The 20,556-nt window shown below is 64.2% G+C and carries 17 protein-coding genes; 11 read left to right on the top strand and 6 right to left on the bottom strand.

Going from position 1 to position 20,556, the window contains the following annotated elements; genetic code table 11:
• Positions 1-2 precede the first annotated feature (2 nt).
• Positions 3-1,190, top strand: a complete 1,188-nt coding sequence (locus tag DVO78_RS14915; protein ID WP_157984071.1) for an ATP-grasp domain-containing protein — start codon at positions 3-5, stop codon at positions 1,188-1,190.
• Here the strand turns inward: DVO78_RS14915 and DVO78_RS14910 are convergent.
• Genes DVO78_RS14910 through DVO78_RS14890 form a run of 5 tightly spaced genes read right to left on the bottom strand, consistent with a single transcriptional unit; the run spans position 1,184 to position 7,776 of the window.
• Positions 1,184-2,416: a polysaccharide pyruvyl transferase family protein gene (locus tag DVO78_RS14910; protein ID WP_120005975.1), complete on the bottom strand. Its 1,233-nt coding sequence runs from the start codon at positions 2,414-2,416 to the stop codon at positions 1,184-1,186. The genes DVO78_RS14915 and DVO78_RS14910 overlap by 7 nt on opposite strands.
• A complete protein-coding gene (locus DVO78_RS14905) occupies positions 2,413-3,660 on the bottom strand; it encodes a glycosyltransferase (protein ID WP_157984070.1) in 1,248 nt (415 codons plus the stop codon). The genes DVO78_RS14910 and DVO78_RS14905 overlap by 4 nt, the downstream gene beginning before the upstream one ends.
• On the bottom strand, positions 3,657-5,279 hold the full coding sequence (locus DVO78_RS14900) for a glycosyl hydrolase family 28-related protein (RefSeq protein ID WP_120005971.1): 1,623 nt from the start codon (positions 5,277-5,279) through the stop codon (positions 3,657-3,659). Before DVO78_RS14900 ends, DVO78_RS14905 begins: the two co-directional genes overlap by 4 nt.
• The gene (locus DVO78_RS14895) at positions 5,276-6,637 is read right to left on the bottom strand and encodes a glycosyltransferase (protein ID WP_120005969.1); all 1,362 of its coding nucleotides are present in this window, start codon (positions 6,635-6,637) and stop codon (positions 5,276-5,278) included. The genes DVO78_RS14900 and DVO78_RS14895 overlap by 4 nt, the downstream gene beginning before the upstream one ends.
• A 32-nt stretch (positions 6,638-6,669) precedes the next feature.
• Positions 6,670-7,776 (bottom strand): hypothetical protein, encoded by a 1,107-nt coding sequence (locus DVO78_RS14890; RefSeq protein ID WP_120005966.1) that lies wholly within the window; start codon positions 7,774-7,776, stop codon positions 6,670-6,672.
• 37 nt (positions 7,777-7,813) lie between these two features.
• On the opposite strand from DVO78_RS14890, the gene DVO78_RS14885 reads away from it, so the two are divergent.
• From DVO78_RS14885 to DVO78_RS14875, 3 genes are read left to right on the top strand one after another with little or no spacing between them, the layout of a single operon-like run.
• Positions 7,814-9,022 (top strand): glycosyltransferase, encoded by a 1,209-nt coding sequence (locus DVO78_RS14885; protein ID WP_120005964.1) that lies wholly within the window; start codon positions 7,814-7,816, stop codon positions 9,020-9,022.
• Complete coding sequence (locus DVO78_RS14880; RefSeq protein WP_120005962.1) at positions 9,019-10,749, top strand: asparagine synthase-related protein; 1,731 nt, start codon at positions 9,019-9,021, stop codon at positions 10,747-10,749. The genes DVO78_RS14885 and DVO78_RS14880 overlap by 4 nt, the downstream gene beginning before the upstream one ends.
• The gene (locus DVO78_RS14875; protein ID WP_120005960.1) at positions 10,742-11,251 is read left to right on the top strand and encodes a hypothetical protein; all 510 of its coding nucleotides are present in this window, start codon (positions 10,742-10,744) and stop codon (positions 11,249-11,251) included. The genes DVO78_RS14880 and DVO78_RS14875 overlap by 8 nt, the downstream gene beginning before the upstream one ends.
• Before the next feature lie 27 nt (positions 11,252-11,278).
• Here DVO78_RS14875 and DVO78_RS14870 read toward each other — a convergent pair whose 3' ends face one another.
• Entirely contained in the window at positions 11,279-12,040 is a 762-nt protein-coding gene (locus tag DVO78_RS14870; protein ID WP_120005958.1) for a GntR family transcriptional regulator, read from the bottom strand.
• Positions 12,041-12,385: 345 nt separating this feature from the next.
• On the opposite strand from DVO78_RS14870, the gene DVO78_RS14865 reads away from it, so the two are divergent.
• The 7 genes from DVO78_RS14865 to DVO78_RS14835 all read left to right on the top strand — a co-directional run.
• A complete protein-coding gene (locus DVO78_RS14865) occupies positions 12,386-13,519 on the top strand; it encodes an ABC transporter substrate-binding protein (RefSeq protein WP_120005956.1) in 1,134 nt (377 codons plus the stop codon).
• Positions 13,516-14,481, top strand: coding sequence for a spermidine/putrescine ABC transporter permease (locus DVO78_RS14860; RefSeq protein WP_157984069.1), 966 nt, complete (start codon positions 13,516-13,518; stop codon positions 14,479-14,481). The genes DVO78_RS14865 and DVO78_RS14860 overlap by 4 nt, the downstream gene beginning before the upstream one ends.
• Positions 14,469-15,377 (top strand): ABC transporter permease, encoded by a 909-nt coding sequence (locus DVO78_RS14855; protein ID WP_120005952.1) that lies wholly within the window; start codon positions 14,469-14,471, stop codon positions 15,375-15,377. Before DVO78_RS14860 ends, DVO78_RS14855 begins: the two co-directional genes overlap by 13 nt.
• Complete coding sequence (locus tag DVO78_RS14850; protein ID WP_120005950.1) at positions 15,374-16,453, top strand: ABC transporter ATP-binding protein; 1,080 nt, start codon at positions 15,374-15,376, stop codon at positions 16,451-16,453. Before DVO78_RS14855 ends, DVO78_RS14850 begins: the two co-directional genes overlap by 4 nt.
• Entirely contained in the window at positions 16,450-17,142 is a 693-nt protein-coding gene (locus DVO78_RS14845) for an HAD family hydrolase (protein WP_120005948.1), read from the top strand. Before DVO78_RS14850 ends, DVO78_RS14845 begins: the two co-directional genes overlap by 4 nt.
• Positions 17,126-18,130, top strand: a complete 1,005-nt coding sequence (locus DVO78_RS14840) for an endonuclease/exonuclease/phosphatase family protein (protein ID WP_120005946.1) — start codon at positions 17,126-17,128, stop codon at positions 18,128-18,130. Before DVO78_RS14845 ends, DVO78_RS14840 begins: the two co-directional genes overlap by 17 nt.
• 113 nt (positions 18,131-18,243) lie before the next feature.
• Positions 18,244-20,556: metallophosphoesterase (locus tag DVO78_RS14835; protein WP_157984068.1), on the top strand; the 2,313-nt coding region annotated here is incomplete at its 3' end.

Here is a 20,556-nt window from a genome sequence, read left to right as displayed (position 1 = left end):
CGTTGGAGACCGAGACTCGGCGGCTGGAGGGCAAAGTCCGGTGGAACGAGGCTGAACGGCTTCGGCTCGAGGACCGCGTGGGCAGAGCGCTGCGCCGCGTGGAGACCTTTCGTGAGCGCAGTGAGGGCTTGGAGCGTCAGAGGATCGAACTCCTGGACCAGCACCACCAGGAGACTGAGGAGCTCAGCAGGAGCATCCGGCGCCTCGAGAAGGACCTCCAGCGCTCGCGCGGTCGCTTGGACTCGCCCTCGTTCCTGGCCCTGCTGACCGCCTACCGGGAGCTCTACGAGCAGCGTTTCACCAGCTTGTCCCCGGGCCGGGTCTCCATGTGGCAGCTTCCCTATAAGCTGCGCAACTATTCGCTGGCTCAGAGCCACGGCGTCGATGTGCCTGAGGTGTTTCAGGTGTGGCACCGCCCAGAGGAGATCCATCTGAGATCTATCGCCTCTGACAGGTTTGTCCTGAAGTCAGACGGCGGTCACAGCGGTCATGGGGTCTTCATCCTCCAGCGTGAGGGCAAGGGGTGGCGCACATTGGACGGGGCATTCCATTTCCCGGGCGATCAGCCGCCCCAAGAGATCCTCGACCGCCTGGAGACCTGGCACGGACCTTATTTTGCCGAGGAGTTTCTGGAGAGCGTCTCAGCGTCTGTGGTGCCAGAGGACATCAAGGTCTACACCGCCTATGGTCAAGTGCTGCAGATTCTGCTGATGCAGGCGGGTCCAGAGGGGTCGATGGACCGGCGAACCTTCACCCGGCGGTACATCGGGGCCCAGGGAGAGGACCTCGGCAAGGTCGCAGAGATGGGCACCCACGATCCGGGGATCCCTGTGCCAGAGAGCCTGGAAGAAGTCGTCGGGACTGCAGAGCACCTGTCTCGAGCTGTGGGGACGCCGTTTATCCGCGTCGATCTGTACCAGTCCCCTCGAGGACTCGTCCTGGGCGAGCTGACCCCCACCCCCGGCGGCCGTCAGCGCTACCGGGGAGAACATGATGCGTTCATGGGGGCGGAGTGGATCAAAGCCCAAGTCAGGCTTGAGGAAGACCTCGCTGCAGGGAGGCCCTACGGTCCTCTCTATGGTCGGCGAAAGTATCCCTGGTGGTACGGCGAGCTGTCACCGTCTGCAGAGCAGGAGCACGTCTCGGCGTGGAAGCGCACTCATCGGCCTTGCAGCAACTGGTGCTACTGACGCTGCTGAGAGGCTTTGCGGATCGGCAGTGCAGCCTCCAGCAGGTCCAGGTCGGTTCTGAGCTCAGGAAGCGTTGCCCCTTCGGCCAATCCAGCGAAGTCCAGTCCGGCCAGATCGTGGAGCGGCACATCGGTCTGCGCGACGGCCGATGAGTCGATCGTGGTGAAGAAATCGTCGAACTTGAAGTCCCTGCCGTCGACCGGGGAGTCGGTGACATTCAGCCACAGCCAGGGGACCCCGTAGGCCTGGGCCACGATGATTCCGTGCAGTGACGTGGAGATGCAGGCCCGCGCAGAGGCGATCTGGGCCACCACCGTCTCAAGGTCCTCGCGGACGTCTGCCACCAGCAGCCTGCCGCTGTGCAGGTCAGTCATGGCGTTTCGGTGCTTCAGGTGCGGAACAACCGTGATGTGGTCTCCGCGGGTCTGTACCGGAAGGAACCTCGGCAGAAGCAGCGCGGGGTCGCCGTAGACCTCTGGCACCTCCCAACCGAGCTTGGTCCGCAGCTCGTCTGCGGTCAGTGTGCCGCGGACTGCACGGACCCGAATCTTCCGCAGCCGGGAGAACGCCACCACCTGCTCCTGAGACAGGGGGCGCATCAGACCGCTTCCCCAGATGTCAACATTGTGCCGATTGAGCATCTGGATGATGGACCCCACCAGCAAAGTGGCGCGTCCCCGAGCCTTCGAGGGGGTTTCGCGGGTTTTCCGGACGTTGACGATCTCCTTGCCGGTCATGGTTGCCACCAACCAAGGGCCGACCGCATCACCGAAGTTGGGCCGCCGGTCGTACCAGATGCCCTGGGCCACGAGGTGCTGCAGCGCGGTGTCCCCGCCATTGATCTGCTTGCTGCGTGCAGTTCGCTCCTGCACGGTGGTGGCCCAGGCGGTCGTCTCGCGCAGCGCCCGCTTAGCAAACCCCCTGCTCTCTGACCCTAAGGTGGCGAGCACATGATGCTCGTGGGGCTCTGCGACCAATCGGGCATCGGCGACCAATGCCGCCCGCAGCGAGCGGGCCGTCAGGGGGTCATGGCTGCGGCATTCCAGGGTGATTTTCGCCCCGGAGCTGCGCAGAACCAGTTCTGCCTCGCCCTGAGCGGTGCTGAGGGGCCAGGTCATCGAGCGCGCATCTGAGACCGGCCGCCCCAGCAGCCGCCTGCTTCTGAGACTGAGCATCGCCTGTCTGCGGAGGGTCCCCATCGCCGATGAATCAGGACCAGATGTCATGTGAGAACTCCCTGAGATTTCAGAGGGGCAGCGAACAGAGACGTCAGAGCGCCCTCCTCAGAGCTGGAGAGGTCGAATTCGGTGATAGTCGTTCCGTGTGCAGGCTCGAGCACATCGGTGATCTGCTTCTCGGCGCAGCGCAGCGGCCGCACGTATCGATTCTCCGCCTCCCGGGTGAAGCCGGCCTCCGCGAAGAACTCTTCGGCCCCGGCACTCTGCTGCTGATCGACGGTGATGCCCAGATGCACCGCCGGGGAGGAGACAGAGCTGTGGAGGCTTCCGCTGAGCAGCATGGGCTGCTGGTAGTGGCACTCGGCGGAGAAGCCTACCGCCAGTTGAGCAGGGGCTGAAAGGAGACTCTCACTGGCAGGGAGGTGTTCGGCAGAGGCGCTAATGCGTGCCGCCACGTGGGGGAAGAAGGACCCGATGGCGTCCTGTTCGGCACGTGGGCGGTCCATCACCTGGTTGACCACCCGGGTGAAGAACGGTCCGGCAGAGGAGCTGAGTGTGCTGTCCTGGGTCTCATGACGAGCGCGGAAGAACCCGGGACTGCGGCCATCGAGGATGACCGGGAAGTTCCGGTCGGCCCGGTGGTGCCCCTTGAGATGATGGCGGGCCTCCAGTCCATAGATCTTCTGCCCGTCGGAAGAGAGCTTGTGCACGGTCAGGAAGCCGGCCGAGGACTTCGCCTCGTAGAAGGTCCAGGGAAGCACGTATCCGTTCTGTGCGCGAACGGCGCCGATGCCCTGCGGGAAAGAGACCCGGTATCCCACATGCTCGTCGGTGATGTAGGGGGCCATCCGCTCGAAGTAGTCGATCGGAAGAAGATCATCATCGTCAAGCCGGTACATCCCGAAGCTCCGGCCCTGCATACCGCGTTTGACCAGCATGGTCTTCACCAAGGGGAGGCTGGGATGACTGGGTGCGGCACGTTTCTTGGTCTCATGGACTCTCAGGAACCTGTACCGTGAGCGCGCCTGCTGAAGCGCCTCCTTGTACTTCTCCGGCAGAGAGGGTGAGATCGTGACGATGTGGACCAGATCGCAGCTGTGCGAAGCCTGCTGAAGCTGGGGCAGGCTCTCCTGGAGGAAGATGTCGGTGCGAGTATCCAGCCGTTGACGGTCATAGAGCCAGTTGGTGTATTCCTCCTTGGAGAAGCCACCAGTCTTTCGGGTGGCGTTGAAGCTCCCCGACTCATACTGGTGGACGCTGAACCTCGTGTATCCGATGAAGAGAGTGTTCACTGCGGTTCCTTCCTCGTCCGGGTGGGAGCAGATCCCAGCCGGTGCCTCAGCTGGGCAAGGTAGAGATTGCTGGGTGAGATCTCAGGGCCGGCATGGAGCAGGACTGACTGGAGGTCACCAGAATATTCACTCGGCCGGGGGTGGGGCTTACTTGGGCCCCGCACCCCGACCATGGCGCTGTACGGTGCATGCTGCTCCAGGCGCACAGCGTAGGCCCGCCGGTTGGTCACCTCAATGTTCCAGTGGACGAACCGTGCTCCCCAGTGCGGTCCTGCCTTCTTGGCGCCGCCTAGTGAGCCTGTGTTGGTGACCCTGATATCAGTTCGTACGTTTTCGAAGGGGATTCTCCGGTGTGAGTCGAAGGTCCCTTCCATATCGCCTGCAGACCACACGTTTCCCGAGGAGTAGCCCTCCACATTGAGCCCGTGGGTCTGGGCGCCTTCTGCCAGCTTGGTGGTGGCCGGGGCAATGGAGAATCGATGGACCAGGCAGTCGTGGGTCTGCTCACGGCAGATGAAGCTGTGGTGCCGAGCCTTCCCGGCAACCGAAACCTCAGTCAGTGTGATGCCCTTGGCGGAGGTCAGTCCAAAGCCGTTCTCGCTGTCGATGATCTCCACGCGTCGGGCCCAGCAGTTCAGCGCGGCTTGGAAATGCGGTCCGTTGAACCCGAGGTCCTGGTTATGCGGCTGCTGCTGCGCCGCCGGCATGCGGATGGTGAGATCCTCAATGCCCGACTCGGCAATATGGGGCCCCAGTGACATCACCGTGGGGCTCCACTCAGAGCGCAGGTCGATCTTGGTGGGCTGAGCCAGGATCAGGTGGTTGCCACGGACATCCTGCACCTGAACCGGCCATCGGTAGTGCCGGTAGTTCCTCTGCCGGTGCAGGGAGCTGGCCAGCGCGGCGAAGTCATAGCTGCCCGGAGGCAGATCCCCGCACAAGTGCGCAAGCAGGCTGTTGTCCGGTGGGCTGGTCACGGTCAGCACAACATAGTCACCGGCAGTGATCGCCGAGGCATCGGAGACCGAGATCTCCCGGGCGCCACGGCGGACAGGCTGTGAGACTGAGGCAAGTTCCTCGGCGCCGGTCCACCCTTCGTTGGAGCCCCACGTCCAGTCGGAGGCTTCGAGCTCGCTGCGCAGCTGGCGCGGAATGAACCAGACCAACCCGCCGGTCCAGGACCATTCACCCATGCGGGACCGGCGGTAGGCCTCCTGAAGCGGGGCAGTGAAGGACAAGGTGGTCTTCCCCACGCCTGCTCCACGGATCACTGTATGAGAGCAGTGGAGCCAGATCACCGAGGAGAGGAAGAACGTCCCTTCGGGAAAGAGCACGACGCCGCCCCCGGCCTCTTCGGCAGCAGCAACAGCGGCGGCAACCGCCTCATCTGAGCCGCTGGTGGCGCCCGGCTGAGCGCCGAAGTCCCGGACATCGAAGATTGGGCCGTCTCGGTCCGGAATGGGGGTATCGCCTGAGCGGTAACCTGCGTGGGAGATATTCGGCAGCAGCGGGTGGGTGTCCGGGCTCGCGGTGTACTCACGCCACAGCTGCTCGGGATGGGAGACCCGCTGGGGGATGAACAGACCCCGAAGACGCTTCATCACAGAGAATCTGGTCATAGCGGGTAGGCGGTCAGCCGCAGAATATCCAAAGTCTCACCGTGCTCTGCTTGCAGGCTCAGACTCTTCACCTGGACTCCCTCTGGGGGCTCGATCACCAGCAGGTGGCCAAGCCCGGTGCTCTGGTGAGGCATCCACGTCCAGTAGCCCCGGTGCTCTGACTGGACTTTTGCCGCCGCGAAGAACTCCCGCTCCTGTTCCGGGGAGTACTCACAGCCCTCATCCTGCTCGGTGGAGAACAGCACACGGACCTGCTGCGGAGTGAGCTTCCTGCCTTCCTCCAGCTCAAGGCGCAGCGCGATCGAGCCCGGCTGTTCCCAGCCGAAGGTGACCGGTTCCTGAGTCACAGTGAACGGAGAGGACGCTACGTCGGTGGCCTCCTGCTCGCGGCCCGGGGTCAGATGCAGCTTATCTGCCAGGAGTGGGAAAAGGGTTTGCACCTGCTTGAGGTCTGCAGGCCCTTGGCTGCGGATCCGCATCATCGCCTCTGGGTAGAAGGGCATGGGCTTTCCCCCCAGTGTGCTGTCCTGGCCCCGGTGCCGGATATGGAAGTACGCAGGCTCCCGCGAGTCCAGAATCGTGGGATTGGTGTGGTCCATGATCGTGTGTTTGGGTGCCCGGGTATGAGTGACGTCCCCTTGGTCGTAGCCGGCGATGCACAGCGGGCCGAAGGCGCTCTTGGGATAGTAGTAGTCGCGGACATAGACGTATTCGTCACCGACCCTGATGCCGGCCACCCCGCGTCCCTGGGAGGCCCACCAGCCGATATGGCTGCTGCGCACATACGGTGCCATCAGGTGGAAGTAGTTCACGGAGAGGACGTCGTCGTCGTCCAGCCGATACACCCCGATTGCTCCCGATTCGAAGCCGTGCTTCTGTGCGGCTCTGCGGATCAGGCTGTTGACCGGCGTGGATGAGACTGTTCTCTCCGTCTCATTCAGTTCCAGGAAGTCATAGCGTTCTGCCGCTGCCAGCAGAGCGTCCTTGTGCCTCTGCGGCAGCGAGGGGGAGTATGAGACGTAGTGCACCACGTTGAAGTCCTTGGCGGCTTCGGCCAGCTGAGGAAGGCTGAGCTGGGTGAAGATCTCCGTTCGCGGGTTCAGCCGCTCATCGCTGTAGAGCCAGGCGGTGTACTGGTCCTCGGTGAATCCGGCACCGGCCTGACCCTCACGGGTGGCGTTGAAGTAGCGGGAGCCGAACTGATGGACGCTGAAACGGGTGTGTCCGACGAACAGCGCGGCCGACGCCTCCTCAGGACTGGCTCTGGTGGGTGCTGGGGCAGTCTGCCGCCGCACCAGTTTCCTGACCCGTCGCGCGGCGCCGAGCGTGCGGCGCCGGAGAGCTGTCAGAACGTCCATGGATCTCCCATTCGTTGAACTGGTCTCCGAGTCTAGTCGTCGTCGGGGTCCTGAGACTCCGGGGGCAGTACCGGTTTGTCCCAGTACTTTGCCCTGAGCAGTATCTGTTCGGCCGCGGCAATCGCCCCTGCACGGCGGGGCCGGCCCAACGCCGGGTAGCGGTGCATCCTGGTGTTGGACCAGGCGTCGGCGTCGAGCACCACCGCGTCCTCGGTGCTGCCCACATCTGGGGTGAGAAGATCCACCCCGGCAGCACCCAGCCCCGGAATCGCATGCGCAGCGCTGACGGCCAGGTCGTTGAGCGCCGGGTGCACCGCTTCAGTGACATCGACGGGGATGCCGCCCAGCCGCAGGTTGCCGTCCTCACTCAGCAGCACCAGCTCGTGGGGGCCGGGCACCTCGTCCAGAGACCGCCCGGAGCTCCCCAGCAGTCCCTGCGAGATCTCGGGGAGGGTGATCCGCAGCAACGGGTTGACCTGGCGTGCCTCGAAGGACGCGGCCAGCAGTTGCCTCAGGCTGCTGGTCCCGTCGCCGACCACGAATAGCGGCACCCGAGCGGCAACCGCCTGGACCATGCTGCCCACCACGTAGAAGCGCAGACTGATCGCATCCTGAAACTGTTCGATCATCACCTGCGCAGCTGAGCGGGGGTTCGCCTCCACAGCACCGGCCCAGGCTGCCTCGAAGGTGCTCTCGGTGACCCCGAAACTCACTCCTCGGCTGTGCCGGGCCGCGTCTGGCTTCATCACCCAGGGGCCGGTGCCGGAGATCAGGTCAGCCGCGGCCCCCTTCTGATCAGCACTGAAGCTTCGTCCTTCGGGAACCGGAAGACCGGCCGCGGCGAAGTACCGGCGGGCCAGGCTCTTGGAGTGGCAGGCCTCAAAGGCCTGATCGCTGACCAGCGTGGTGAGGCGCCCGTACTGTCCGCCCACGGTCTCTCCGTTGAAGAGGTAGGCGGCGATGATGCCCTGCACCTGATGGACATGCACTCGCCGGCGCCTGAGCATCAGGGCCATCATACGGCTGTGTCTCAGCAGGCTGCGAAAAGAGTTCAGCTGCTCCCAGCGCGGCAGCACATACTCGGTGATGAATTTGCCGGTAGGCCGTTGGGCATCGGGCACAGTTGTCAGCGCAGGCACGATCCACAGCTTAATGGGCACAGAGGATAAAGTGTGGATGATGGGCAAAAGTTATGGGCTGCGGCGTCGCCTGGGACGCATCAGGCAACGGGTCACCGGCGACGATCTCGACATGCTGCGCAATCGGGTGGCTGAACTGTCCGGCGAGGTGAGCACACTGGCAGCTCAGCTGCGCCAGTCCGGATGGCAGCCTCCAGCGGCCGCAGAGGTGGGCCTCCTCTCCGATTTCCGCCTCCGCGGGGGCACCACGGCCTCGATTGCCCAGGAGGCCCAGGTGCAGTCGGCAGCAGGGATCTCCACCGCACTGATCCATGTCCAGTCCGGGGTCACCAATTCGATCATGGGTTTCAGCGACCACATCCGGTCGGCACTGGAGTTCCCCGGTGTCTGTGCTGTCTCACCGCGCTCCGAGACCCATGTCAGACTGCTGATCATCCGGCATCCGCATGTGATAGCCACCAGTGCCCCCACCCTGGAGAGGCTCACAGCGGATCAGGTCGTGGTGGTGGCCAACCACGCTGCGGTCGACGCCGAGGGCAGCTGGCACTACAGGGTGGCGCTGGTTGACCAAAGGGCCCGCGAGAAATTCGGGGTCACACCGGAGTGGGCCCCGATCAGTCCGGTGGTGCGCGCCAGCATCCTGGCGCAGAACCACCGGGACATCAGACTTGCTGCAGACGACTGGGTCAATATCTTCGGGACAGTGCCGACGACGACGCCGCGAACGGGTTTCGTCGACGAGAAACCGGTGATCGGCCGGCACTCCAGACCTGAGCCGGAGAAATGGCCTGCCACCGCCGGAGGGATTTTGGCGGCGTACCCAGACAGCAGCGACTACCGGGTCGAGGTGTTGGGCGGGGCTGAAATCCCCGAGCAGATCCTCGGCGCGGTGCCGGCGGCATGGCATGTGCAGCCTTTCGGCGCGGAGGAGCCGGCGGCGTTTCTCCAGCGCATCGACTTCTGGGTCTACATGCATCATCACAGCTGGCGGGAGGCCTTCGGCCGCGCCATCATGGAGGCGCTCGCGGCCGGATGTGTGGTGGTGCTTCCCGGATATCTGCGAGAGATCTTCGGCGAGGCGGCACTCTACGCTGAACCGTCAGAGGTCCTCGCGTTGGTGAACCGGTACTGGGAGGACCAGGAAGCCTACCTGGAGCAGTCCCGCCGGGGTCAGCTGTTCGCTGCCGAGCACGGGCCCACCCGTCACCTGCAGCGTCTGCAGGAACTCGGAGTCAGCGCCTCATGATCGCGCAGCGGCTGCAGCCCGGCGCAGTCTGCGGAGTCCTCGGCCGGATGACCGAGGCCCACCGGCAGCGTGCTGATCGGATGGCCGAGATCGCAGAATCCGAGGGAGTCCGCTGGGAGCCCTCGCACCTGCTGCCGGGCCTGACTCTGCGCAGGACCTCATCAGCGGCGTTTCAGCGCGATGAGCGGAGCATCACCGCGGCCTGGAATGCCGCAGGGGCGGTTGATCAGACCCTGCTGGATCGGAGTTGGGAAGAGACCGCCAGACGGGGAGACCTCTGCGGCCTGCGGGCAGCGGCTCGGGGGACCGGAGTCCTCCACGGCAGCGTCTCCGGGTGTCAGGTGCTCTACGTGCATATCACTGATCACGCGGTGTTCTTCTCCACCCGGCTGCGCTGGTTGGCCGAGACTGCTGAGCAGCTCACTGCCGACTGGCAGGCCTGGAGTGAGATCCTGGCCTTCGGCGCTCCGCTGTCAGGGCGCACCACCTTCACCGAGATTCGCCGACTGATGCCCATGGAGTACGTGGAAGTCGGGGACGCCGCTGAGGGCAAGGACAACACTGCGCAGCTGAAGCAGGCTCACTGGCCGTGGGAAGATTACCTCCCCCAGCGGTCCGCGGACCTGGCAGAGACCACCGGAGCGACCGTGGAGGCCATGGCCGAACACATGAGGCCCCACCTCCGCGGGGCCGGGAATCCCATGCTCTCCGGCGGCAGGGACTCCAGGATGCTCACTGCACTGGCCCTGCGGGAGGCCGCAGAACCACAGCTGCTGACGGCCTGGTCCACCAGCTCAGACGCCGGCTCGGCGCTGGAGGAGCTCGTGGCCGCGCGGGTCGCCGAGACTCTGGGCATCGACCACCGGATTGTCACCGGGCACTATGACCAGTTCGGCCAGGACTTCGCCGACTACGCCGATGCCGTCGACCATCAGTCGTCCCTCCATTTCTGGCTGATGCCAGTGGCGCGCCGGCTCCGGTGCCACCCGGGCCCAGTCTTCGACGGGATCGGCGGCGGGGTGCTGCTCGGAGGCGGTTTCGCCGATCCTCAGGATGGGCATCGGATGAGCCGTCAGGAGCTGATCGCCGCCAGAGTGCGGGCCCGCTCACGCTACCTCAGCGATGCGCCGAAGGTGCTGCGCCGCGACATGACCTCGGCGGTGGGGGAGCGGGCGCGCAGCGGGGCCGGGGGGACTGCGGCGCGCTACGCCGACCATCCCAACGCCCACACCCTGACCTCCTATCTGCTGCGGACGGTTCCCGGGATCGCCCAGGCGCCGGCGAAGGTGCTCGGTGGTGCCCAACCCACGGTGATGCCGATGGTGATCGATGAGGTGGCCAGCCTGGCCCTGCAGCTGCCACATGCGGTGAAGACTGAGGGGGCATGGTATCCGCAGCTTCTGGTGGCCGCTGACCAGAGACTGCGGGGTATGCCCACAGCTGACGACCTCACCGGTACCCGTCATCACAAGCGGCGGATCGCCAGCCGGGAAGGCGCCAGATACCTTGCCGGCCTCCTTCAGCGCGAATCAGTCTCCGGGCTGCTCTCCCCGGATCTTGCGGCGCTGAACCCCGCAGATCCCCAGGGGCTGGTGGCCTGGCAGAGGCTGCTGAACTCCCAACGGCCACAGCATCTGATCCGGGGGCTGGCCATGCTCACCCTCTGGCTGGACGAATACGGATCACGGCTGCGCTCGGCGGATCCAGAAGGGATCGCTCGTGCCTGACAAACCCCTGGAGACCAGCTGGCTAGGCACCCGGGTGTTCCCCACAGCCCGCCGGGCCAGAAGAGCCGGGCGCAAGCTCGGCCGCGCCGCACGTAGCAGGCTCGCCCCGCAGGTAGGAGCTGTGGGAGCGGTGCCCCTGAACGCCTCCGCCGTCGGTCTCACCGGCCCCAGCGGCCGGGCCCGCCTCAGGCGCTGCGACGTCATCGTCGTCGGCGTTCCCGAGCGGGCGAGCATCCCGGGCATCTGGCGCGAGGCGCTCATTGCCGCCGAGCAGCACAGCATACCCACGGTGCTTCTGGTGGACTCCGCAGCCGATCTCAACCACCCGCTGGCAGCAGTGGTGACCCACCTGGTGACTGCCGACCAGCATCTGTTTTCCGCAGTGGAGGGATTCGCCGGAGCGGAACGCTCGGCGCTGCTGGACCAGCTGGGCAGCAGCCGGGAGCAGACGGCAGCTCTGCTGGAGCTGACCAGAACACACACACCGGTCGAAAAGTCCTAGCTGCCCAGGCCCTCGCACTGAGCCTCACTACTGTGCCCCGAAGGCCTCGGGAGTGATCCACTGCAGCGGGTTGGAGTGCCAGGAGTTGCCCACAGAGAGCATGATCTTCCCGGCGATGTAACGGTCCGTGGACCACTCCAGCGGGCGGCCCTTGGGGTCCCGGGAGACCCGGCGGTGCACCAGCAGCGCCGAGTTGCGCGCAATTCCCAGGTGCTCGGCGTCGCGCACCCGGGCCCGCTCTGCGCCGAAGGCGTGCTCGGCGTGGCTGAAGTGGACGTGGTGCTCTTCGGCCAGCAGCGAGGTCACCGACGGGGCGTCGTCGGCGATCGTCTCCACGATCTCCCCCAGCCACTCCGGGTAATGGGTGTGCTCCAGCATGACCTTCTCCCCGTCCAGGGTGCGCACACGCACCACGTCGAGCACCCGGTGCCCCTGCGCGGCGTCCAGCATCTGCTCATCCTGAGCATCGGCGATCCGCCACTGGGAGAGAATCACCTCGCCACCGGGTGCGTAGCCCTGCCGGCGCGCCCACTGGGCGAAGCTGCGGAACTCATCGAAGGGGGCGGGGCGCCGGGGTACGCGCACCACGCGTTTGGGCCGGCCGCGGGCACCGTCCACTGTGCCGTCGGCCACCAGCTCACGAAGTGCCATGCGAACTGTGCCGGGGGAGACGCCGAAGCGCTGGCTCAGCTCACGCTCCGATGGCAGCGAGCTGCCCGGGGGATAGGTGCCCTCCCGGATTTCCTCGACCATGGCCTGAGCGATCTCCGCGAATGCGAATGTCCCCACCAGGCATCCTCCTGAAAAAGTCCGGACAACGCTGGCGTCTTCCGCCGTCGTCGTTCTCTGCAGCGAGTTGTCTCACGATGTGTATCAGCCCAAAAGTCTACGATGCCGCGCAGAATCCTGACACCCGGCGCGGCTGTAGCCCCTTCACTACGCTGTTCTACGGTCCTGGCCAGTCACCGAGAGTTCACACAAATGTCATATTCACTGGTGAACTTTCACTTGACCATTAGTAGTTCACTAGTGAGGATGGAAAGGTAAGGGCCGCCAGGAGCGGCCGTGTCAAGGGGGCGCAGCACCGACCGACTCCCCGCCGCGCCCACACGAGGCAAAGGACTGACAAGCAGAATGAATACTCGCATCCTGTTCGGAACCACCACTGTGCTGGCCCTGGGCCTGACTGCCTGCGGCAGCGGAGACGGCGAAGGCACCGACACCGAGCACTGGCGCGATGCCACCTCCGTGGAGGACGGCGGCGGCATGGAGCAGCTTATCGAAGATGCTCAGGCCGAAGGCACTTTCAACGCCATGGGCCTCTACGAGGACTGGGCCAACTACGGCGGTCTGCTGGAGGCCTTCTCCGAGGAGTACGGGATCGAGATCAACAACGACACCTCCACCGGCTCCAGCCAAGACCTCATCAACGCCGTGATCAACCGGCAGGGCCAGGACAACTCCCTGGACTACCTGGACACCGGCGTCAGTTTCGCAGAAGAGGCCGCCGAGGACGGTCTGCTCGCCGAGTACACCCCGGAGACCATTGACGATATCCCCGAGGAGTTCGTCTCCGAGTCCGGCACCTGGATCAACCACCTGGGCGGCACCATCGCCATCGGCTGCGACACTTCCCGCGTGGAGGAATGCCCCACGAACTTCTCCGACCTGCTGGATGAGCAGTATTCCGGTCAGGTCGCTCTGCCCTCCAACCCGACCGCCTCGGAGGGCTCCTTCATGATCGTCCACGCCGCGGCCGAGGCCAATGGTGGCAGCTTCGACGATATCGAGCCCGGTATCGAGTTCTTCGGAGAGCTCTCCCAGATGGGCAACCTGATTCCGGTTGAGGCCGACGCCGGAACCATCGAGACCGGCGAAACACCCATCGTCATCGACTGGGATTACCTGCTGCAGCCGATTGCCAACGATCTGGAGGCCGATGCCGATATCGAGCTGGAGATCAACCTGCCGGAGGATGGCCAAGTCTCCTCCTTCTACGCCGCCTCCATTAATGACGACGCCCCCCACCCGGCTGTGGCTCGCCTGTTCTTCGAGTTCCTCTTCTCCGATGAGGGCCAGAACATCCTGCTGGAGGGTTACGTCTCCCCGGTCCGCCTGGACGCCATGATTGAGCAGGGCACCGTCAATGAGGATGCTCTGGCCGAGTTGCCCAGCCAGGACGGCATCGAGGCTCCGCAGCCTACTCTGGAGCAGCGTGAGGCCAACCAGCAGCTCGTCAACGAGCAGTGGGACGGTACGGTGCAGTGAGTCTCCCGCTCACTCAGCCTGCTGGTCCGGGCGGCGCCACCGGAGGCAATGGCCCCGGTGGCCGCAGCCCGGCTGCTGTCAGGCCTCCGCTGTTCAGCCGTGAGCGCTGGAAAGGCGTGGGTGGAGCGCTGTGCTCCCCCGCCGCGCTCTCACTGCTGCCACTGGGGCTGATCCTGCTGCTGTTCTTCATCCTGCCGATCGTCGGGATGGCGATCATCGCCTTCACTGTCAGCACCGACGACGGCGGGAGCACAGTGGGTTTGGACAACTTCATAGCACTGACCAGCGGCTCGCACTCCCAGGCGGTCCTCAATTCCGTGCAGGTCTCCCTGGTGGGCTCCGCTGTGGCAGCTGTGGTCGGCACCCTGACGGCGTTCTGCATCGCCCAGATCAAGTCCAAGAAGCTAGACTCCGTGGTCGCCGTCTTCTCCTCGGTGCTGGCCAACGACGGCGGCGCTCCGCTGGCGTTCTCCTTCATCGTGACCCTCGGCAACGCCGGAATCATCTACGCCGCACTGAATCTGGAAGCCATCGGGTTCTCCCTCTACTCCTGGCAGGGTCTGGTGGTGATGTACCAGTACTTCCTCATCCCCACCATGGTCATGGTGACCCTGCCCACCTTTGTGGGCATCCGCAAGGAATGGCGTGAGGCCAATGCCGCGCTCGGCGGTTCTGCCGTGACCTTCTGGACGCGCGTGGGTCTGCCGATCGCCATGCCCGCACTGCTGGGCGGCTGGATCCTGTGCTTCGGCGCCGCCTTCGCCACTCACGCCTCCGCCGCGGTGCTCATCGGCGCCGGCGGCTTCCCGTTGATCCCACTGTCGATCTCCTCGCTGCTGGGACAGAGCCCCGCGAGCCAGCCGATAGCCATGGCGCTGGGCGTGACGATGGTGGTCATCGCGGTGGTCGTCCTCTTCGGCTTCAACCGACTGCAGAGGAGGAGCGCCCGATGGGTGCAGTAACCACCGAGGCCGAAAAGTCCGGCCAGCAGACATCAGGGCCGGGCATTGCAGTGCGCACCTCGCGCTGGCTGCCGGTGATCGCTGTGGCGCTGTATGTCACCATCCCGGTACTGTGCAGCATCTACTACGCCGTCTTCCCGGGCGGGAACTTCTCACTGGCCGCCTATTCGGTGATCACCGAGGACGCAAGCCTGGCCGCCGCAGCCAGCCGTACGTTCCTGATCACCGGGTTGACCATTGTGGTGCTGGTCGCCACGCTGGTTCCTGCCCTGGTGGCGGTACACCTGTGGGCGCCCAAGCTGCGGCCCATCCTGGAAATCCTGTGCACCCTGCCACTGGTGGTCCCGCCGATCGCTATCGCCGCAGGAGTCATCGCCCTGCTGCGCTGGGGCGCCCAGCAGGGCCGCGGCTCCGTGCCCAGCCAGATCAGCCAGTTCCTGCAGAACCCTGATCTGCCGCTGATCCTGGTGGGCACCTATGTGGTGCTCTGCCTGCCCTTCACCTTCCGTTCCATAGACGCCGGGCTGCGGACCATTCCCTTGAAGGCCATGGTGGAGGGTTCGGCCATCTTAGGCTCCAGTATCTGGGGCACTATCTGGCGGGTGGTCATCCCGAACATCCGCGGATCCATGCTGTTCTCCGTGTTCTTCACCACTGCCCTGTGCTTTGGCGAGTTCTCGATCGCGGCCACTCTGGGTCAGCAGACCATCCCGGTCTGGCTCTACGACGTGTCTTCCAACAACTTCCGGGCCTCGATCGCCATCGCAGTGCTGCTGAACCTCGCCACCTGGGCGCTGCTGTTCATCGCCACCCTCTCGGCCGACCGGTTCTCTCCGGCAGGACGAGCGGCCCGAGCCGAACATTCCCTTCAGAAACAGAAAGCTGCTGCCTCATGAGTACACCTGCGACTCGGACTGTCACTGACCAGGCCTCCAACGAAGTGGTGTTCGACGGCATCTCCAAAGCGTTCGGCCCCACCACTGTCCTGCAGAACATGGACCTGCGCATCGGAGCCGGTGAGCTGATCACGGTGCTAGGACCCTCCGGCTGCGGGAAGACCACCGCGCTGCGCATCTTGGCCGGCTTTGAGAAACCCACTACCGGGCGTGTGCTGGTCGGGGGCAAGGACATCACCTCCGTGACCCCTAATCGGCGGGGCATCGGCATGGTGTTCCAGGCCTATAGCCTCTTCCCCAATATGAGTGTTCAGGACAATGTCGAATACGGACTGCGGGTGCGCAAGATCGCAGCGGAGAAGCGCCGGAAGACTGCGACGGACATGTTGGAGATGTGCGGCCTGGGCCAATTCGCCCCCCGCTTCCCCCACCAGCTCTCCGGCGGCCAACAACAGCGAGTCGCCCTAGCCCGCGCCCTGGCCACCCAGCCGGAGGTGCTGCTGCTGGACGAGCCGCTCTCAGCGCTGGATGCCATCGTGCGTGTGCAGATCCGTGAGGAGATCCGCCGGCTGCAGCAGCAGCTGGGCATCACCACCATGTTCGTCACCCACGACCAGGAAGAGGCGCTGGCCATCGCCAATCGTGTGGCGGTGCTGAACTCCGGTGTGATCGAGCAGATCGATAAGCCGCGGGAGGTCTACCAACACCCGAGCACCGAGTTCGTGGCCCGGTTCGTGGGCTCGGTCACCGAGGTGGGAGTACCTGCCGACTACCGCGGCGGTGAGCTTCCGGTCCAGGCCCCGGCCAAGGATCTCGACACTTTGTTCGTCCGGCCCGAGGACATCACCCTGATCCCGGACGAGGACGGTACCTGTACCGTGGTCTCGCAGATTTATACCGGCGAGCGCACCGTAGTCAACACCACCACTGCGGTGGAGGGACTGGAAGTGACCTCTTCAGTCTCCGCGGCGGAGGCCGCCGACCTGACACCAGGCACTCGCGTCACTCCCCATGTGATGTCTGACGCTGCTCTGCGCGTCTTTGCCCATGAGGTGCGCGAGCGGGTCGCCCCGTGAGCCGGCGGCACGCTCTGCTGCACCTGGACACTACTGCCGGGCCGGCGGAGATCCGGATCTCCGCGGCGGTCTTTGATTGTGACGGACTGCTGGTGGACTCCGAGTCCATCTGGTTGAACATGATCTCGGACTGGCTGGCCGAGCATCAGACTCCACAGGCCCAGGCCGAGGATTTCCTGGGCCTGTCGGTGGATGATACGGCCGGCCGGCTCGCTGAGCATTTCACCAGCGAAGACGAAGCTGGGGCGATTGCGAACCAGCTCACTCACCGTTACTCCTCACTGCTGGGGGCCGGGGTGTCCCCGATGCCGGGGGCCGTACGGCTCTTCTCCGCGCTGGCCAAGCAGGTGCCTGTAGCGGTGGCCAGCAACGGGCTTCGCGTCGATGTGACCGCTATGCTGTCCAACTCCGGGCTGATGGATCTGGCACAGGCAGTCTTCACCCTGGAGGATGTTGCTGCCGGCAAACCTGCCCCCGACCTGTACGAACAGGCCTGCCAGCACCTGGGTGCAGAGAGGAAGCAGGCTGTCGCGTTCGAGGACTCTCCCGCCGGGGCTCAGGCGGCTCTGGCCGCGGGACTGCTGGTGGTGGGGGTCAACGCGAACCCGCAGATTAAGCTGCCCTGCACGCACCGGGTGGAGAGCCTGGACCACATACGCCTGAGGGAGCAGCATGTCCCATCCCGCTGAGCGCACGCTCCCACCTGAGAACTCTCGCCGGCCCCAGGACACATTGGCCGATACTCCCACCGGTCAGAACACCTCTGCGTGTCTCACTGCGGAGGAGGCTTTCCACGCCAAGCTGCGTGAGCTGCGCTCGCTGAAGGTCTTTTCATGGAACCTCTGGTTCGGCGGCCGGGAGATCGACGACGCCGCGGCCAAGCAAGCTGCTGTGCTGAATGCCCAAGACGCCGACATCGTGCTGCTCCAGGAATGCTTCGGCACTGCAGGAATGCGGCTGGGGCGCACAGCAGGGATGACGGTGGCCCAGCAGGACTTCAACTGTGCGGTGCTCAGCGCGGCACCGGTGCGGCTACTGCCCACTGAAACGGCGCCCTTCGCCACGGCGGCTCTGGTACAGACGCGCATGGGAGATGTGCTGGCCTGGTCGGTGCATCTGGCCTCTGCCGACTACGGCCCGTATCGCGCCGGGGATTTTCCTGAGGCGGCAGAGGATGTGTTCGCCCAAGCGGGCGAGCAGCAGAGAACAGTTCAAGCGGAGCACGTGCTGGCTGAGACGCACCGGCTCTTGGAGGAACTGGGCGATGCGCCGGTGGTGATCGCCGGTGACTTCAATGTACCGTCCTCGTTGGACTGGAACGGTGAGCACAGCCCCGCGGCCCAGTGGCCGGCACCGCAGCGTTTCATGGGAGACGGCTTCACCGATGCCTTCCGTGCGGTGCATCCGGATCCGGGGGCGTCCCCGGGGTTGACCTGGTCGCAGATTGAGCTGCGAGAAACGGAACCGCGGGACCGGATCGACTTCATCTACGTCAAGGGACTGGAAGTGGTGGAGGCCGACCATCTGGGCGGCGCGGCTGATAGCGCCGATACCCGCGAGGACGCCGGCTTCACCGAATACGGAGGCATCTGCCGTCACATCCCGGATCACCGCAACAACGCCTTTCCCTCAGACCATCTAGCCGTCCGAGCAACCCTCCGCCATCCGGGCACATAGACAACCTTCAAAACCACTTGACGAAACCTAAATACATAACACATAAGAGGAGAAGATCTGTGTCCCAGACACATTCACCACCCGCTCCGCCCTCGCCCTTGAGTCTCAAAGCTATGACTGCCGCATTAATGACGATGGTGATGGCCCTCTCCATCTCTCCTGCAGCTTTCGCAGAGGAGCCAGAGGGATCCGAAATCGTCCTGAGCACCACTGAGGTCCTCGAAGCCGGCTCCATCGATGTTGAGTACCTCACCGACCAGCCTGCCGACACAAACTGGGTGGCCGTCTATACCGAGGATCAGCCAGATCCTGCCCCTGAAGCAGGGATGGCGTGGGCCTACGCGCCAGGAGAGTCTGGAACGGCGTCACTGGAGCTCAACGATCGCGACGATGACCCGCTACCTGCAGGCAGTTACCGCATCGAATACCTTCACGATGACGGTTATGATCGTCTCGCTGACCCCGTCGAGTTCACCATCGTGACCTCCGAGGATGATGAGGACGAGGGCGTTGAGGACTCTCATGTCGACCTCAGTGCTTCTGCCCTGGATCAGGGAGAAACACTGACTGTCACGTACTCCACGGACACCCCTGATCCGCAGAACTGGATCGGGATCTACCGCGATGACATGACTCCCGGACCTGTCCCATCGCTGATGTGGGAATACACCCCCGAGGGCGAGGGGCAGGTGGAGTTTTCTACTGCAGGTCTGGAACCCGGCGACTATCTGGCCTGGTTCCTTGCAGAGGATGGGTATGAGCCGTTGACTGACGCCGTCGCATTCACCGTCAACACCGGTTCCGCCGACGAGGATGACCCTGAGGACAGCTACGACTTCGACCCAGAGGCATTGAATCTCGATCCCATCACTCTGCAGAGCACCAGCCCCGAGACTGACGGCGTCATCTGGCGCGAAGACTTCAACAACCAGCTCCCAGGTTCACATGAGGCTCCCCAGGATTGGACGATCACTGTCGATGAATCCACAGCCGGGGGTGCGGAGTCCTGGGAGGGTTGGACCTTCAGCAGCCGTTCACATTGGTCCCAGGATCTTGATCTGATGCGCGACCGTTTCGGCCGCTCCGACCAGACCATAGTGGTTGCCGATGCTGAGCAATACGGAGGTGAGTATTTCTCTTCGACACTCCACAGTGCTCCAGTGCCGATTGACCGCGAGCTCGCTCTTCGACTGACCTTCGACAGCCATTATCGAGGCGCAGCCGGGCAATCCGGTGTCGTCACGGTGAGTTTTGATGGTAGCGAGCCCCAGGAGATCCTGCGTCTGGACGAGAACAGCGTGGAGAACGACTACGATGCCCGGCACATGAACTCCATGCAGGAAGCCACCGTGGAAGTGCCGGAAGGGGCACATGAGGCGGTTTTCTCCTGGACCTTCACCGGCGGTGAGGACGCCCGCTACTGGGGTATTGATTCCGTAGCCGTTCACCAGCACCTGCTGCCCGCCACTTCCGACCCCACTAGTGCATGGGTGGTCTCGGACATTCAAGGTCATCCCCACGATCTCGCCCAGGCCTTGCCTATCTACAACGAGTTGTTGCCTCATGCCGATGCCCTGCTGATGGCCGGAGACATCGTCGACACCGGCGCTCCGTGGGAATGGGACGAAATCTATGAGGTCATGGATGATGCAGCCGACATTCTGCCGCGGCAGGTCATAGCATCTATCGGCAACCATGAGCGATATTTCCCAGGCGGTTTCGAAGCGAACCGGGATCGATTCCTGGACTTCGCCGAGCGTGACGAGGTCTGGGGTGAGTATGTCTTAGAAGGTCCTTCCGGCGATCTGCCGCTCATCGTATTCGGTCAGGACTCTGCTGACCCACCTGATGTGCCGATGAGCACTCAACAGGTGCAGTTCGTCATCGATCGCCTGCAGTACTGGACTGAACAGAACAAGCAGGTCATCCTGATGAACCATTACCCATTGGGAAACACCACCTCAGCATCCTGGCTGCCGTGGTACAGCGACCATCACCAGCACAATGACCTCTTGACCGAGACGCTGGCCAACTATCCCAATGCGATCCTGCTGGCGGGCCACGTCCACTACCCCGCGGAGCTGGGAGACTGGGCCGTGCAGCGCAGGACCGAGAACGGACACCCGGACGGTTTCTGGGCCATCAGCACCCTGGCTATGCACAACGAATGGGATGCAGAAGGTGAGAATACCGAGGACGTGAGTGAAGTGGTCACCAGGGATATCAATCAGGGCTTGACGCTGGATTCTTATGGCGACCGTGTCGTGATCAGATCTTATGACTTCCATCAGGAAGGCGAGCAGATGCGCGAGATCACGATTCCCAATCCACTGGTTCCCTTCGACGGTGAACGTGCACCCGAACCGGATCCGGAACCTACTGAGACCCCGGAACCTACTCAGGAACCCACCGAATCTCCGGACTCC

This window comes from Nesterenkonia muleiensis (assembly GCF_003600155.1).
GTDB classification, from domain to species: domain Bacteria; phylum Actinomycetota; class Actinomycetes; order Actinomycetales; family Micrococcaceae; genus Nesterenkonia; species Nesterenkonia muleiensis.
Note: the sequence above shows the minus strand (reverse complement) of the source record. Positions and strands in the feature narration are given on the sequence as shown.

Bases quoted from the DNA above. Each gene is read 5' to 3' on its own strand.
- DVO78_RS14885 (WP_120005964.1), top strand. From the start codon at position 7,814: ATGATGGGCAAAAGTTATGGGCTGCGGCGTCGCCTGGGACGCATCAGG.
- DVO78_RS14865 (WP_120005956.1), top strand. From the start codon at position 12,386: ATGAATACTCGCATCCTGTTCGGAACCACCACTGTGCTGGCCCTGGGC.
- DVO78_RS14855 (WP_120005952.1), top strand. From the start codon at position 14,469: ATGGGTGCAGTAACCACCGAGGCCGAAAAGTCCGGCCAGCAGACATCA.
- DVO78_RS14900 (WP_120005971.1), bottom strand. From the start codon at position 5,279: ATGACCAGATTCTCTGTGATGAAGCGTCTTCGGGGTCTGTTCATCCCC.
- DVO78_RS14910 (WP_120005975.1), bottom strand. From the start codon at position 2,416: ATGACATCTGGTCCTGATTCATCGGCGATGGGGACCCTCCGCAGACAG.
- DVO78_RS14840 (WP_120005946.1), top strand. From the start codon at position 17,126: ATGTCCCATCCCGCTGAGCGCACGCTCCCACCTGAGAACTCTCGCCGG.
- DVO78_RS14895 (WP_120005969.1), bottom strand. From the start codon at position 6,637: ATGGACGTTCTGACAGCTCTCCGGCGCCGCACGCTCGGCGCCGCGCGA.
- DVO78_RS14880 (WP_120005962.1), top strand. From the start codon at position 9,019: ATGATCGCGCAGCGGCTGCAGCCCGGCGCAGTCTGCGGAGTCCTCGGC.
- DVO78_RS14850 (WP_120005950.1), top strand. From the start codon at position 15,374: ATGAGTACACCTGCGACTCGGACTGTCACTGACCAGGCCTCCAACGAA.